The sequence below is a fragment of the Brevibacterium sp. p3-SID960 genome (assembly GCF_025144725.1).
GTDB lineage: Bacteria > Actinomycetota > Actinomycetes > Actinomycetales > Brevibacteriaceae > Brevibacterium.
Window position 1 is genome coordinate 99,326 of sequence record NZ_JALXKS010000003.1, and the last position, 14,965, is coordinate 114,290.

The window sequence follows — 14,965 nt, forward strand, 5'->3', positions numbered from 1 at the left end:
CGGACCCGAGACGGAAGTGAGCACTGATGACTCCCGCATCGCACATGATGACCCAGGCGCCGGCCGAACCGGTTGTCACCACCACCTCCGATGCGGCCGTCGACCCGACGGCTGCGGTCAGGCAGCTCGGTGACGTGTCGCTGCCGCTGGCCCGCCGCACCCGCGGCTGGACCGGATCGGTCATCGATGCCTCCGTCTCCCTGCTGGCCTCGCGCACCAACGACATCGTCCGCTTCGGCATGGGCGCGCCGGCCGAACAGGTCGTCCCGGCTGCTGACTTCGCCGAGATCCTCGGGACGATGACCGACCCGAGCTCCTACACCTACGGCCCGACCGAAGGCGAGACCGAGCTCATCAACGCGATCTGCGCATCAGAGGACCTCACCGGCCCACGCACAGTCGATCCCAACCGCATCATCGTCACCAGTGGCGGCATGCAGGGCCTCGACCTGGCCTACAAGATGTTCGTCAACGACGGCGACCTCGTCGCCGTCGAATCCCCGACCTACACCAACGGGACCTCCACCGCACTGAGTTACGCCGCCGAGGTGCTGCAGATCCCCGTCGACGACGACGGCATGGACGTCGAGCGCCTCGCCCGCGACGTCGCGACCCTCGGCCGCACACCGACGGCCATCTACGTCATCCCGAACTTCCAGAACCCCTCGGGTGTCACGATGAGCCTGGCACGCCGCCAGCGGCTGCTCGAACTGGCCCACGAGTGGAACAGCGTCATCATCGACGACGACCCGTACGGTTCGCTGCGGTTCTCCGGTGAGTACATCCCCAGCTTCGCCGAACTCAGCCCAGACGACCCGCTGGTGTTCTCCGCCCGCTCGTTCTCCAAGATCATTGCACCGGGCCTGCGCGTCGGCTGGGTCGAGGTCGACCCGGCACTCCGGCAGCTGCTCATCAACGTCCGACAGGCGATGGACGCCTCGGCCTCGGTGCCCAGCCAGCAGCTCGTGGCCCACTACCTCACCCGCGGCGGCTTCACCGAGCACCTCGACATGCTGCGCACCGCCTACCACCGGCGCAAGGACGCGATGCTCGAAGCTGCCGCCGAGCACCTCGCCGGCCGGGTCGAACTGACCAACCCCGACGGCGGATTCTTCCTGTGGGCGACTCTCGTCGGCGACGCCGCCGGCATCGACGCCCGCGAACTGTTCGAGACCGCCCTGGACGAGGGTGTGGCCTTCATCCCCGGCGAGGCGTTCTCACCGGCCGGTGAGTTCTCGAACGCCATGCGCCTGTGCTTCGCATCCTCGACCGTCGAGCGGATCCACGAGGGCATTGCCCGACTCGGCCGCGCGATCGAGGTGCAGCTCTCCCGCAGCTGAGCTCACAGCAGCTGCAGCACCACACCGATGAGCGCTGCGGTGCCGGAGGCAGTCAGCAGCGACCAGATGAGCACGCTGCGCTCCAACTGGGCCAGCTGCACACCAGCTGGAGGAGCTGGACTGCCGTCAGCGGCGGTGGTGGCCGCCAGACTGAGCGCCAGAGCCACACGCGGCGGTGTGGCCAGAGCGGCAAAGGATCCGGCGACATTGCTCATCGCCACCGCCGGCAGCAGCCCGGTGCCGGTCGTGGCGGCCATCGCCCCGACCGTCGAGGCGAACATCGCGTTCGCCCCGGTATTCGACCCGGTCAGCACCGAACCGAGCGCAGTGAGCGCCGGTGCGAAGCCGATGCCGATCCGCGCCAGCCCGGCGCCGATCACCTCGGTCATCCCGGTGTCGGTCATGAGCCAGCCCAGCAGCATGAAACCGGCCGTGGCCACCCCGACCGGAATCCACGCACGCGCCGCGGCGCCCACCACCTCGGTGACGGGTGCCCTGGCGGCGAGCATGCGGCCAGCGACCGCACACGCGATCGCCAGCCACACCGGCGGTGTGGACAGCAGCGCCGTCACCGGAGACGGCCAGAGGGCCGCCGCACCGCTGGCGAACAGCAGCCCGACGGTGAGCACCGTGTAGGGGAGCAGGGCCGGGGCCAGCCGGCCCGGCGACGGTTCAGGCCGGCTGCGGCGGCTGATGAGACAGCCGGCGAGCAGGACGGCGACGACGAGCAGCGAGCCGAGCACACCGGCCAGGGGAGTGCCGATGAGCATGTTCGCTGTCAGGATGCCACCCCACAGGCAGACGGCGGCCGTGACGAGGCCGAGGAGACCCGGCGGGCTCCGCCACGCGCGGGTGAAGGCGGCCGTGAGCGCGCAGACGATGGCGACCGGCACTGCATTCGCCCATGCTGAGCCGACACCGAGCTCCTGGAGACCGAGCCCGGTCAGCTGTGCGGCGACCGCGGTGCCCGGTCCGAGCGCGCCCCAGGGCACGGCGACGAGGCCGAGCAGACCGAGGAATGCAGAGGTGCGGATCGAGAATCCCAGCCTGCGCAGCAGCGGGATCCCGGCGGTCAGTCCGATGCCGTAGCCGGTGACCGATTCGACGAAGGGCACCACACCGAAGACGATGAGCCCGGCCCCGACGACCGGGTCGGGCAGCAGGCTGCGGATGCGCGCAGAGACCGTCTGCAGCGCACCGATCGCCTCCAGCAGCTGAGCGAGCACCATCCCGAACAGCAGGATCGCCAGCACCTCGACGGCCAGCACGGCAAGGTCGAGGGACTCGGCGGCTGTCAGCTGCCCGAAATGCAGAGAGATGCCGGGAACCGCGGCGGCGACGACTGCGCACAGCAGCGCCGCACCGGCTCCGCCGAGGGCAGCGACGAGCGTGCCGCGACCGGCGATGAGCACAGCCACGGCAACGGCGATCGGTACGATGCTCAGCAGTGTCGTCATACGTCAGGGAACGCTACCAGGAGGTCCGATGAGTGCCGCAGAAGCAGAGCCCGCCGCACAGCTGGCTGCGATGGGCTGTTCGTGCACCAGGCACGGTTCCAGCCTCGTCTTCGAACGTGCTGGTACACAGACACCCGCGGCGCGACGGGCCCGAGGGCTTCGGCGTCTATCCGATCTGACTGCCTGTCTGACTGCCCGGTACCATCGGTGCCCTGGCCGGATGCGGACTGAAATGCGGACCCGATTTCGCACAGTCGGGGCCCACTTGGTACATATAACGGATGACTTCCGCCCGGACCTCCGCCGGTCAGCGTGCCGATGACCGCCCAGATTCCGCAGCCGCAGGCCAGCCGGCTGCCGATGCTCCGCTGCGCCCGGCCGCCCGCCGCGCCATCGTCGCCTCTGTCATCGGCACCCTCATCGAATGGTATGACTACGCCCTCTACGGTGCCGCCGCCGGCCTGATCATCGGCCCGCTGTTCTTCCCCGACTCGGTCTCCGGGGCAGGCCAACTCTCCGCTCTGGCGACCTTCGCCGTCGGCTTCCTCGCCCGGCCCGTCGGCGGGATCGTCATCGGTCACATCGGCGACCGGCACGGCCGCCGGCCGGCGATGATCCTCACGATCGTGCTCATGGCGGTCGCCACCGTGGCCATCGGCCTGCTGCCCACCGCAGCCGCCGTCGGCGTGTTCGCCCCGATCCTGCTCGTGATCTTCCGGTTCCTGCAGGGCTTCGGCGCTGGTGCCGAGCTGTCAGGGGCGACGACGATGGTCGCCGAATACGTGCCCGTCCACCGGCGCGGTTTCTTTACCTCGCTGGTGCTGTGCGCCCCACCGGCTGGCATCGTGCTTGCCACCGCGGCCTTCTACCTCGCCTCCTCCGGCATGGCCGAGGAGACATTCATGTCGATCGGGTGGCGACTGCCGTTCCTCGCCTCGGTCCTGCTGTTCTTCGTCGCGATCTACATCCGCGCCAAGCTCGAAGAGACCCCCGAATACACCTCGGCGATGGAGCGGCAGGCCACCCGCGCTCCCAAAGTGCCGCTGCTGGCGCTGCTCGCGGCCGACTGGCGCGGCGTGCTCGCCGGGTTCCTCAGCCTCACCGGCCACAACGCACTCAACTACGGCATGGCCGTGTTCTCCATCGGCTACCTGGTGGGCACCGGGATGCCGCAGACCCACGCGCTCGGCGCGGTCACCCTCGGCACTCTCGCGGCGATCATCCTCACCCCGCTCGGTGGCAGCCTCGCCGACCGGTTCGGCGCCGGCACCGTCATGGGCTGGGCCTCGGTCATCGGCGCACTGTACGCCTTCCCGTTCCTGTGGCTGCTCTCGCAGGGCACCTTCACAACCGCGCTCATCGCTATCGCGATCGGCTACGGGCTCGTGATCTCCGGCACCTCGGGCTCACAGGGGGCGTTCCTGGCCAACCTGTTCCCCACTCGCCACCGGTTCTCCGCGATGGCCCTGGCGCGCGAGGCCAACGGCGCGCTCATCGCCGGCTTCTCACCGGTCATCCTCGCCGGGCTCGTCGCCTGGGCGAACGGTGCGATCACCGCCGCCGCCGGCTACCTGGTGGCCTGCTGCCTGCTGAGTGCGGCAGCGATCTTCCTCGCCTCGCTCGGCCGCCGCCGAGGCGTGGCCCGGGATCGGGAGGCGATCGCCGGCTGACGAGACGGCCGGGTGCCCGGGCACCCATCCACCGCAGCCGATGCAGCCGATGCCAGGCGTCCACACCCGCGGTGATTCCGGTTTGACTGTCTGGGGATAATAGGGTGGTGACGACCATGACCACGACCTCTCTGCAGACCACTGGCGCGCCGGCGCTGCGCATCGGCGACATCCAGCTCGACTCGCCCGTAGTGCTCGCCCCGATGGCAGGCATCACGAACACCGCCTTCCGTCGCCTGTGCCGCGAATACGGCGCCGGGCTCTATGTCACCGAGATGGTGACGAGCCGTGCGCTCGTCGAACGCTCTCCCAAGAGCATGCGGATCATCCAGCACGAACCCTATGAGGTTCCGCGCTCGGTGCAGCTCTACGGTGTCGATCCCGTCACCATCGGTCAGGCTGTGCGGATGCTCGTCGACGAGGACCGCGCCGACCACATCGACCTCAACTTCGGCTGCCCCGTCCCCAAGGTCACCCGCAAAGGCGGCGGTTCAGCGCTGCCCTGGAAGCTCGACCTGTTCACCGATATCGTCACCACTGCTGTGCGCGAAGCCAGCCGTGGGGACATCCCGCTGACGATCAAGATGCGCAAGGGCATCGACGCCGACCACCTCACCTACCTCGACGCCGGCCGGATCGCTGCCGAGGCAGGCGTGGCAGCGATGACCCTGCACGGCCGAACATCTGCCGACCTGTACTCCGGCACCGCCGACTGGGAGGCCATCGCCCGCCTCAAGGACCTCATCGGCGACGCCGTCCCGGTGCTGGGCAACGGCGATATCTTCGCCGCCGAGGACGCGGTCGACATGATGGCCCAGACCGGCTGCGACGGCGTCGTCATCGGCCGCGGCTGCCAGGGCCGGCCGTGGCTCTTCGGTGACCTCGCCGCAGCACTCAACGGCAGCGATGAGCGCATCCGCCCGAACCTCGGCCAGGTCGCCGATGTCGTCTACATCCACGGCGTCTACCTCACCGAGTACTACGACGACGAGTTCTACGGCGTGCGCGACCTGCGCAAGCACATCGCCTGGTACTTCAAGGGCTACCCGGTCGGCGGGCAGGCCCGCCGCAAGCTCGCGATGGTCTCCTCCCTGGCTGAGCTGCGCGGACTGCTCGACGAACTCGACCGTGACGCACCCTACCCCGGTGCCGATGCCGAAGGCTCGCGCGGACGCACCACCCGCCCGAAGCGGCCCCACCTGCCTGAGGGCTGGCTCGACTCGCGGGAGCTGAACCCGGAGCGTTCCGCGGAGCTCGCCGAGGCCGAACTCGACGTCTCAGGAGGATGAAGGTGGTCCAGACGCAACTCCAGGTGGCCGAGTACTCCGAACACGACCGCCAGCGCTGGGTCGCCGAGCCGGCGAAGAACCCCCGCCGCACCGACTTCCAGCGCGACCGAGCACGTGTGCTGCACTCCTCGGGCCTGCGCCGGATGGGCGCCAAGACCCAGGTCGTCTCACCGGGCACCGACGATTTCGTGCGCACCCGCCTGACCCACTCCCTGGAAGTCGCGCAGGTCGGCCGCGAACTCGCCCGCTACCTCGGCTGCGACCCCGAGATCGTCGACACCGCCTGCCTCGCCCACGACCTCGGGCACCCGCCGTTCGGGCACAACGGCGAAGCGGTGCTCGACGAGGTCTGCGCCGACATCGGCGGCTTCGAAGGCAACGCCCAGACCCTGCGGGTGCTCACCCGGCTCGAACCCAAGGTCCATGCCGCAGACGGCACCCCGGCAGGGCTCAACCTGACCCGCGCCACCCTGGATGCGTGCACGAAGTACCCGTGGCCGCGTGCGGAATCGCCGGTGGCGAAGAAGACCGGCTCACCGGTGACGAAGTTCGGCGTCTACGACGACGACTGGGCTGTCTTCGATTTCTTCCGCGCCGGCCACCCGCTGGGTCAGCGCTGCATCGAAGCCCAGCTCATGGATCTGGCCGACGACATCTCCTATTCCGTCCACGACGTCGAGGACGCCGTGTTCTCCGGCCACCTCGACCTGTTTGCCTACCACAATGACCACGCACTGGCAGGGCTCATCGACATCACCCGCGCCTGGTACGTGCCCGATGCCCGCGACGAGGACATCGTGAAGGCGCTCTCCCGCCTGCAGGCGGCCAGCTACTGGCCGGCCGAACCCTATGACGGATCACGGCGCGCCCAGGCCGGCCTCAAGCACATGACCAGCCAGCTCATCGGCCGCTTCGCCGGAGCCGCCGAAGCCGCCACCCGCGAGGAGTTCGGCTGGGAGCCGCTGGGCCGCTACGACGGCAACCTCGTCGTCCCCGAATCCACCCGCTACGAGATCGCTGTGCTCAAGGGCCTGGCCACGGTCACCGTCATGGTCGCCGAAGACCGTCTGCGCCTGCAGCGCATCCAGGCGCGTGTGCTCACGCAGCTGTGCGAGTACTTCAGCGAACGGCCTGAGGACATGGAGCGGATGTTCTACCTCGACTATCAGGAAGCCGAGGACGACGGGCAGCGGCTGCGGGTTGTCGCCGATCACGTCGCCAGCCTCACCGACCACTCCGCCTGGGCGGCCTACCACCGGATGCAGGCCAGCGAAGCGAGCCTGCTGTAATGGCCGGGCTGATCGTCCGCGAGGACATCGACGAGGTCCGCTCCCGGGCACGCCTCGACGACATCATCGGCGAGTATGTCACGCTGCGCAGCGCAGGAGTCGGCAGCATGAAGGGACTGTGTCCCTTCCACGACGAGCGCACTCCCTCCTTCCACGTCCGCCCGCAGGTCGGCATGTACCACTGCTTCGGCTGCGGTGAGAGCGGCGACGTCTTCACCTTCCTGCAGAAGATCGACGGACTGACCTTCACCGAGGCCGTCCAGCGGCTGTCCGAACGCGTCGGCGTGCAGCTGCGCTACGAAGAGGGCGGGACCGGGCCGGACAAGGAGGCCATCGGCCAACGCCAGCGTCTCGTCGACATGCACCAGGTCGCCCAGGCGTTCTTCACCGAATACCTCGGCAGCCCTGAGGCGCAGATCGGCCGGCAGTACCTCACCGACCGCGGCTTCGACAAGCAGGTCTGTGAGACCTATGGCATCGGCTTCGCCCCCAGATCCTGGGACGCGCTGCTCAAGCATCTGCGCGGGCGCGGCTACAACACCGAGGACATCATCGCCTCGGGCCTGGTCAGCCAGGGCAACCGCGGCATCTACGACCGGTTCCGCGGCCGGCTCATGTGGCCGATCAACGACGTCACCGGCCGCACCGTCGGATTCGGCGCCCGCAAGGTCTTCGACGACGACCAGGGGCCGAAGTACCTCAACACGCCCGAGACCGCGCTGTATCGGAAGAACCAGGTGCTCTACGGCCTCGACATCGCCAAACGGCCGATCGCCCGCAGCAAGCGGGTCGTCATCGTCGAAGGCTACACCGACGTCATGGCCGCCCACCTCGCCGGTGTCGAACAGGCCGTCGCCACCTGCGGCACCGCCTTCGGAACCGATCACATCAAGCTCATCCGGCGGCTGCTCGGCGACGACTCAGCGCACTCCGGTGAGGTGATCTTCACCTTCGACGGCGATGAGGCAGGCCGGAAGGCCGCGCTCAAGGCCTTCGAAGACGACCAGAAGTTCGTCGCCCAAACCTTCGTCGCCATCGCCGAAGACGGCATGGACCCCTGCGATCTGCGCATCCGGAAGGGCGACGCGGCAGTCAGAGCGCTCATCGAATCGCGCCGGCCGCTGTTCGAGTTCGCCATCACCTCGACGATCGAGCGCTTCGACCTCGACACCGCAGAAGGCCGGGTCGGTGCCGTGCGGGCGGCAGCCCCGATGGTCGCCGGCATCCGCGACAGCATGCTCAGGCCGGAATACGAGCGCTTCGTCGCCGGTGCCGTCGGCGTCGACACCGCCGATGTGCACGCGGCTGTGCGCGCGGCCGGACGCAGGGCGGCAGCAGGCGCTCCCGGGGGTGGGCAGCAGGCCCGTGGCCAGCGCAGCCAGTACCCGCAGCAGCGGCAGCAGTCTCGGCAGCCCCCACCGGGACGGGGCGGTCCGTACGGGGATCCTGCCGGGCCGCCGCCGGGCAGCCCCGCCGATCAGACGGGTGCTGAGATCGCCGCCTACGAGCAGGAGTTCTCCGGTGCGCCGGCGAACACACCGAAGCTGCGGATCGAACGCGGTGCTCTCCAGGTGGCGATGCAGCAGCCGCAGTACGTCAACGCCACCCTTTTCGACGGGCTCAACGGCAAGGTCTTCTCCCACCCGGCCCACCGGGCAGTGCACCAGGCGATGAAGGACGCCGGCGGCATCCGCGCCGCAATCACCGACCCGGCCGGCTGGCCTGAGAAGGTCCTCGAAGCAGGTCCCGACCAGCTGCGCGGGTTCATCGGCGAACTCGCCGTCACCCCGCTGCCGGCCACAGACGGGCAGGGCGTCGAACGCTACTCCCGCGGCATCATCGCCAGCCTGTTCGACGAGGACATGACCCGCATCGCCGCCGAACTGCACTCCCGGCTCTCCCGCACCGACCCCAACGACCCGGCAGCGACGAAGCTGCTCGAACAGCTCCAGGTGCTTGAGCGTCAGCGGGCGCGCCTGCGGGCACTCATGTGAACCCGCCGGCATCTCGGGAACGGAGGCCAGCCGAGCCGGGGGAGTTGATCAGCCGATGACGTGCGCCGGTGTGCGGCCGGCGGCGTGCTCGAGGAGGTTCTCGACCGCCCGGGAGAAGACACGGCTGACTGTATCGCAGGTCTGCGCCCCGGCATGCGGGGTGGCGACGACATTCGGAGCGTCGAGCAGCGGATGACCGGCGATGTTCGGCTCCCCGGTGAACACATCGAGACCGGCGCCGGCCGTGTGGCCCGAGTGCAGCGAGGCCGCCAGCGCCTCCTCATCGACGATGCCGGCCCGCGAGAGATTCAGCACGATCGAACCGGCCGGCATCGCCGCGAGCTGTTCGGCACCGATGAGACCGTCGGTCTCCTCCGTCAGGGGCACGTGGATCGAGAGCACGTCAGCCTGCGGCAGCAGATCCTCAAGCGCCATGAACTCGATTCCCAGCTGCGCTTCGACTTCCGGCCGCTGGCGGAAGACATCGAAGTACACCAGGCGCATATCGAATGCCGCCAGACGGACAGCCAGCAGCCGGCCGATGTGGCCGAGCCCGATGATCGCAGCGGTCTTGCCTGAGAGCTCGATCGAGGAGTGCAGCCACCAGTTCGGGGTCCATTGGCCGGCATGCGCGGCGGAGTTGAGCTCAGGCAGATGGCGGGCACAGGCCAGCAGCGAGGCGACGGCGAGTTCGGCGACGGCCACCGAGTTCGCGCCCGGCAGATTGGCGACGGCCACACCGGCCCGGCGTGCGGCGTCGAAGTCGATGCCGTCGGTGCCGGCGCCGACGCGCTGTACCATCCTGAGCTTCGGGGCACGGGAGAAGACGGCGTCATCGAGGACACCGGTGCCGTTGAGGATGTATTGGGTGCGGCCCAGTTCCTCATCCGAGGGCACTGGGCCGTCGGGGATGATGAGCTCGGCTTCGGGGACAGGGGTGAATGCGGCGCGCAGCAGTGACAGCACCTCGGGGTCCTGCTCGCCGATCCAGATTGCGGTGATCATGCTCTCATCACATCACCCGATGGTGAACAGAAGCGAAATAATGCACACTGTGCAAATTTGCGCTTGACGTAAAGTTGCACTGGGTGCAAACTCTCTATGTGAGCACCCCCGAGACCGAAAGCCTCCGCGACCGCAAGGCCCGGCTGACCCGCCGGGCCATCCACGTCGCTGCCGTCAACCGCGTCCTGGAGGACGGCCTGGAGCAGGCCACCGTCGCGCAGATCGCCGACGACGCCGGCATCTCCGCGCGCACCTTCTTCAACTACTTCGCCTCGAAGGAGGACGCGATCGTCGGCATGACCGACGTCGTCATCGACACCGACCAGATCGAGGAGTTCCTCGAAGCCGACCCGGTCGGCGCAGATCTTGCTGAAGACGTCGCCCGGCTCATCTACGGCACATATCAGCTGACCTTCAACTCCGATGACGTCGTCCTCAAGCGCCGCCGGATCCTCGCCCGGTACCCGGCCCTCATGCGCCGCCAGTTCGAGAAGAACGAAGCCTTCGAGCACGCCGCCGCCGAGGTGGTTGCCGCCCGGCTGCGCCGCGGGGAGATCGACTTCGGCGGTGCTGACGGCACGCCAGAGGAGCTGGCGCTCATGCTCGTGCAGCTGTGTGCGGTGCCGCTGCGCTTCGCGGTGCGCACCGTAATGCAGTCCGAGCCGGAGCAGATCGCCGACCCGGACTTCTCCAAGAAGACATTCGAACGATCCATCCGGCTGTTCCGCTCGGTGCTGGCCGGAACGCAGACACCTCAGAAGGGAAATGGTACGTGAGGCGCATGGCAAAGGACGTGACCCCGCCCCATACGGCAGACGCTGAGTTCGCAGGCCATCGCGCGCCTGCACCGGCTGAACGCCGTGCGGTGACGTCTGCTGCCGACGACCCGGACGACAACGGCTCGGGCATGACGACCAGTGCGATCCTGTGGGTGTTCGCCGCCCTCATGGTCGCGATGTTCATGTTCTCGCTCAACCAGACGGTGCTGGCCACCGCCCTGCCGACGATCGTCGGCGAACTTCGCGGTGTCGATCAGATGCTGTGGGTCTCGACGGCCTTCATGCTCGCCTCGACGATCATGATGCCGATCTACGGCAAGATCGGCGACCTGTTCGGGCGCAAGCCGCTGTTCATCTTCGCGATCTCGATGTTCATGCTCGGCTCGGTGTTCGGCCTTATCGCCCCAAACATGTCGCTCCTCATCATCGGCCGTGTATTCCAGGGCATCGGCGGCGGTGGCATGATGATCCTCTCCCAGGCGATCATCGCCGCGATCGTACCCGCCCGTGAGCGCGGCAAATATATGGGTGCGATGGGTTCGGTCTTCGCCGTCTCGTCTGTTGCCGGCCCGCTCATCGGCGGCTGGCTGACCGAGGGGCCGGGCTGGCGCTGGAACTTCGCCATGAACTTCCCGCTCGGCATCTTCGCGATCATCGCCGCGATGATCCTGTTGCGCGTGCCCGCCACCCGCCCGGAGATGCGTCCGCGCATCGACGTCGCCGGCACGGCGCTCATCGCCGTGTTCGCCTCCGCAGTCGTGCTCATCGCCGCATGGGGCGGCCACCAGTACGAGTGGACCTCACCGGTCATCCTCGGACTCGGTGCCGCCGCGCTCGTCGCCGGCACGATCTTCGTCTTCGTCGAACGCAGGGCAGCCGAACCGATCATGCCGATGTCGCTGTTCGGCGACCGCAACTTCGTGCTGTCCACCATCGCCGGACTGACGATTGGTGTCGCGATGTTCGGTGTGCTCAGCTACATGCCGACCTACCTGCAGATGGTCCACGGCGTCGACGCCGCCAGCGCCGGTCTCATGATGGTGCCGATGATGGGCTGCATGCTCATCGTCTCCACCGGCATCGGCTTCGTCGTCGCACGCACCGGCCGCTACAAGTTCTACCCGATCATCGGCATGATCCTCATCATCGCCTCGCTGGTGCTCATGTCACAGCTGCAGGCCGACAGCCCAGCCTGGACGACGATGATCTACCTTGCCATCATGGGGTCCGGGCTGGGCCTGAGCATGCAGCTGCTCGTCCTCGTCGTGCAGAACTCCTTCCCCGTCGAGATGGTCGGCACCGCCACCGCCTCGAACAACTTCTTCCGCCAGATCGGGGCCAGCTTCGGCATGGCGATCATCGGCTCGCTGTTCACCAGCCGCCTGATGTCGAACCTGACCGAGAAGCTCAGCTCCGTCCCCGGAGCCGACGCCAGCGGACTGCACGCCAACGAACTGACTCCTGCGGTGTTGTCCCAGCTGCCGGCCGCAATCCACGACCTCATCATCGGGGCCTACAACGATGCACTCGTGCCGCTGTTCCTGTGGGCAGCCCCGCTGCCGGTGCTCGGACTCCTCGTGCTCTTCTTCATCCGCGAGAAGCCGCTCGCCACCCGCATCGAACGCGCCCAGGCCCGCCCCAGCCAGCCGACCCGGTCTACGATTGACACCGAGGCCGACTCTGCTGCCCAGAAGCCGGCCACCTGAACCAGCCGACCCTTTGGAGGACCGCCCATGACCGTCCTGACGATCCTCACCGCCCCTGACAAAAAGCGCCCAGCGCACTTCGACCGCTTAGCCGACGAGGCCAGCGAGGTGCGCTGGGTCGAAGCCGATGAGCTGGCCGCCGCTCTGCCCGGCACCGAGGTGCTGCTCATGTGGGACTTCTTCTCGCCAGCGCTTGAGGACGCATTCGGTGCTGCCGACCGGCTGCGCTGGATCCACGCCGCCTCAGCCGGGGTCGACTCGCTCATGTTCGATCAGCTGCGTGACTCCGCGGTCACCGTCACCAACGCCCGCGGCACCTTCGACCGCCCGATCGCCGAGTTCGTCCTCGCCTTCATGCTCCACTTCGCCAAGGACTTCCCGGCCTCGCTGGCCCACCAGCGGCAGCGGATCTGGCAGCACCGCGAATCCCGCGACCTGGCCGGCTCCCACGCGATGATCGTCGGCACCGGGTCGATCGGCCGGGCGATCGCAGTCGCGCTGCGCGCACTCGGCGTGCACGTCTCCGGGGCCGGCTCCCGCGCCCGAGGCGGAGACCCCGACTTCGGAGAGATCATCGCCAGCGCCGATCTCGCCGCACACGTCTCAGACGTCGACTGGCTCATCAACATCGCACCGCTGACCGCACAGACGACCGGTCTCATCGACGCTGCGGTGCTGCAGGCGCTGCCAGCGAGCGCCCATCTCATCAATGTCGGCCGGGGCGCCAGCGTCGTCACCGGCGATCTCGTCGCTGCACTGCAATCCGGGCAGATCGCCGGTGCCGGCCTCGACGTCGTCGACCCGGAGCCGCTGCCGGAGGGCAGCCCGCTGTGGCAGATGGGCAATGTCGTCATCACCCCGCACATGAGCGGCGACTCCGCCGGATGGTCGGACCGGCTGGCTGAGCAGTTCATGGCGAACTGGGACCGCTACCGGGCCGGCGAGCAGCTGTTCAACATCGTCGACAAGGCCAAGGGCTACGCCGCAGGCTGACCCGGCCGGTGTGGGACAGGGGCGCCGATCAGTCCTCGACCCAGCCGAGGGACCGCTCGACCGCTTGGCTCCACCGGCTCAGCAGCCGCTGCCGGTCCTGAGCTGTGATCGCCGGCTGCCAGGAGGCATCCGCCTGCCAGTATCCGGCCAATTCGTCGAGTGATCCGTACACCCCGGCGCCCAGCCCGGCCGCATAGGCGGCACCTGCAGCGGTGGCCTCGATGATCTGCGGACGGACGACCTCGCAGCCGGCGATATCGGCCTGGAACTGCATGAGGATGTCCGAGGCGCACATGCCGCCGTCAGCGGCGATCCGGTTGATCGTGTACCCGGAGTCGCGACGCATGACGTCGAGCACCTCGGCAGTCTGGAAGGCCGTGGCCTCCAGCGCCGCGCGGGCGATGTGCCCGCGGCCGGTGAAGCGGGTCATGCCGATGAGCACCCCGCGCGCGTCTGCACGCCAGTGCGGGGCGTACAGCCCGGAGAACGCCGGGACGAAGTAGACATCACCGCTGTCCGCGACCTCCGAGGCCAAAACGTTGACCTCATCTGCGGTGCCGATGAGTCCGAGGTTATCGCGCAGCCACTGCACGAGCGCACCAGCCACGGCGATCGAACCCTCGAGCGCGTACTTGAGCGGCTGGTCCTCGATCTGGTAGGCGACGGTGGAGACCAGACCGTTGGCCGAGCGGCGGATCTCCTCACCGGTGTTCGTCAGCAGGAAGCAGCCGGTGCCGTAGGTGTTCTTCGTATCGCCGGGAGAGAAGCCGCACTGGCCGAAGGCGGCTGCCTGCTGGTCGCCGAGCACCCCGGCGATCGGCACGCCGGCCAGCAGCTGCCCGGCTGCCACCGTGCCGAACGTCCCGACGGATGGCCGGATCTCAGGCAGGCAGGCGATCGGGATGTCGAGCAGCTCGCACATCCGCTGCGACCACTGGCCGGTGCGCAGATCCATGAGCAGGGTGCGTGAGGCGTTGGTGACGTCTGTGGCGTGCACGCCGGAGTCCACTCCGCCGGTGAGGTTCCACAGCAGCCAGGTGTCGATCGTGCCGACGAGCACCTCACCAGCCGCTGCCCGCTCGCGCAGCCCGTCGACGTGGTCGAACAGCCAGCGCAGCTTGATGCCGGAGAAGTACGTGTTGACCGGCAGCCCGGTGATCTCTGCGATCTCCTCAGCGTGCTCACGCAGCTCGGCGACGTACTCGCCGCCGCGGGTGTCCTGCCACACGATCGCGTTGTGTACCGGACGGCCGGTCGCCGTCTCCCACACGACGGTGGTCTCACGCTGGTTTGTGATGCCCACAGCCGCGATGTCGGGACCCGTCACCGAGGCTGTGCCGAGCGCCTGGCCGATGACCTCCCGACTGGTCCGCCAGATGACGACGGCGTCGTGTTCGACACGACCGGCTGCAGGGAAGATCTGCTCGAACTCCTGACCGGCAG

The 14,965-nt window shown here is 68.3% G+C and carries 11 protein-coding genes; 8 read left to right on the forward strand and 3 right to left on the reverse strand.

Going from position 1 to position 14,965, the window contains the following annotated elements:
* Positions 1–26 precede the first annotated feature (26 nt).
* On the forward strand, positions 27–1,340 hold the full coding sequence (locus M3B11_RS01760) for a PLP-dependent aminotransferase family protein (protein WP_259874928.1): 1,314 nt from the start codon (positions 27–29) through the stop codon (positions 1,338–1,340).
* 2 nt (positions 1,341–1,342) lie between these two features.
* Here M3B11_RS01760 and M3B11_RS01765 read toward each other — a convergent pair whose 3' ends face one another.
* Positions 1,343–2,797, reverse strand: coding sequence for an L-lactate permease (locus M3B11_RS01765; RefSeq protein ID WP_259874930.1), 1,455 nt, complete (start codon positions 2,795–2,797; stop codon positions 1,343–1,345).
* 281 nt (positions 2,798–3,078) lie between these two features.
* Between M3B11_RS01765 and M3B11_RS01770 the strand changes: the two genes are divergently transcribed.
* The 4 genes from M3B11_RS01770 (at position 3,079) to dnaG (ending at position 9,039) form a co-directional block, all read left to right on the forward strand.
* Positions 3,079–4,467 carry an MFS transporter gene (locus M3B11_RS01770; protein WP_259874932.1) on the forward strand — a complete coding sequence of 463 codons (1,389 nt, stop codon included), beginning with the start codon at positions 3,079–3,081 and terminating at the stop codon, positions 4,465–4,467.
* 116 nt (positions 4,468–4,583) lie between these two features.
* Positions 4,584–5,756 carry a tRNA dihydrouridine synthase DusB gene (gene dusB / locus M3B11_RS01775; RefSeq protein WP_259874933.1) on the forward strand — a complete coding sequence of 391 codons (1,173 nt, stop codon included), beginning with the start codon at positions 4,584–4,586 and terminating at the stop codon, positions 5,754–5,756.
* A complete protein-coding gene (locus tag M3B11_RS01780; protein ID WP_396121513.1) occupies positions 5,753–7,045 on the forward strand; it encodes a deoxyguanosinetriphosphate triphosphohydrolase in 1,293 nt (430 codons plus the stop codon). The genes dusB and M3B11_RS01780 overlap by 4 nt, the downstream gene beginning before the upstream one ends.
* Positions 7,045–9,039: a DNA primase gene (gene dnaG, locus M3B11_RS01785; protein WP_259874937.1), complete on the forward strand. Its 1,995-nt coding sequence runs from the start codon at positions 7,045–7,047 to the stop codon at positions 9,037–9,039. Before M3B11_RS01780 ends, dnaG begins: the two co-directional genes overlap by 1 nt.
* Before the next feature lie 48 nt (positions 9,040–9,087).
* On the opposite strand, the gene M3B11_RS01790 is transcribed toward dnaG, so the two are convergent.
* Positions 9,088–10,044 carry a D-isomer specific 2-hydroxyacid dehydrogenase family protein gene (locus M3B11_RS01790; RefSeq protein ID WP_259874938.1) on the reverse strand — a complete coding sequence of 319 codons (957 nt, stop codon included), beginning with the start codon at positions 10,042–10,044 and terminating at the stop codon, positions 9,088–9,090.
* Between the two features lie 98 nt (positions 10,045–10,142).
* Here M3B11_RS01790 and M3B11_RS01795 point away from each other — a divergent pair, with 98 nt between their 5' ends.
* Genes M3B11_RS01795 through M3B11_RS01805 form a run of 3 tightly spaced genes read left to right on the forward strand, consistent with a single transcriptional unit; the run spans position 10,143 to position 13,522 of the window.
* Positions 10,143–10,820 (forward strand): TetR/AcrR family transcriptional regulator, encoded by a 678-nt coding sequence (locus M3B11_RS01795; protein ID WP_259874939.1) that lies wholly within the window; start codon positions 10,143–10,145, stop codon positions 10,818–10,820.
* Between the two features lie 5 nt (positions 10,821–10,825).
* Positions 10,826–12,529: an MDR family MFS transporter gene (locus tag M3B11_RS01800; protein WP_259874941.1), complete on the forward strand. Its 1,704-nt coding sequence runs from the start codon at positions 10,826–10,828 to the stop codon at positions 12,527–12,529.
* A gap of 27 nt (positions 12,530–12,556) precedes the next feature.
* Positions 12,557–13,522, forward strand: coding sequence for a D-2-hydroxyacid dehydrogenase (locus M3B11_RS01805; protein WP_259874943.1), 966 nt, complete (start codon positions 12,557–12,559; stop codon positions 13,520–13,522).
* Positions 13,523–13,550: 28 nt separating this feature from the next.
* On the opposite strand, the gene glpK is transcribed toward M3B11_RS01805, so the two are convergent.
* On the reverse strand, positions 13,551–14,965 hold a 1,415-nt coding region (glpK, locus tag M3B11_RS01810; RefSeq protein ID WP_259874945.1), incomplete at its 5' end, for a glycerol kinase GlpK.

Bases quoted from the DNA above. Each gene is read 5' to 3' on its own strand.
- dnaG (WP_259874937.1), top strand. From the start codon at position 7,045: ATGGCCGGGCTGATCGTCCGCGAGGACATCGACGAGGTCCGCTCCCGG.
- M3B11_RS01780 (WP_396121513.1), top strand. From the start codon at position 5,753: ATGAAGGTGGTCCAGACGCAACTCCAGGTGGCCGAGTACTCCGAACAC.
- M3B11_RS01765 (WP_259874930.1), bottom strand. From the start codon at position 2,797: ATGACGACACTGCTGAGCATCGTACCGATCGCCGTTGCCGTGGCTGTG.
- M3B11_RS01760 (WP_259874928.1), top strand. From the start codon at position 27: ATGACTCCCGCATCGCACATGATGACCCAGGCGCCGGCCGAACCGGTT.
- dusB (WP_259874933.1), top strand. From the start codon at position 4,584: ATGACCACGACCTCTCTGCAGACCACTGGCGCGCCGGCGCTGCGCATC.
- M3B11_RS01770 (WP_259874932.1), top strand. From the start codon at position 3,079: ATGACTTCCGCCCGGACCTCCGCCGGTCAGCGTGCCGATGACCGCCCA.
- M3B11_RS01805 (WP_259874943.1), top strand. From the start codon at position 12,557: ATGACCGTCCTGACGATCCTCACCGCCCCTGACAAAAAGCGCCCAGCG.
- M3B11_RS01800 (WP_259874941.1), top strand. From the start codon at position 10,826: ATGGCAAAGGACGTGACCCCGCCCCATACGGCAGACGCTGAGTTCGCA.
- M3B11_RS01790 (WP_259874938.1), bottom strand. From the start codon at position 10,044: ATGATCACCGCAATCTGGATCGGCGAGCAGGACCCCGAGGTGCTGTCA.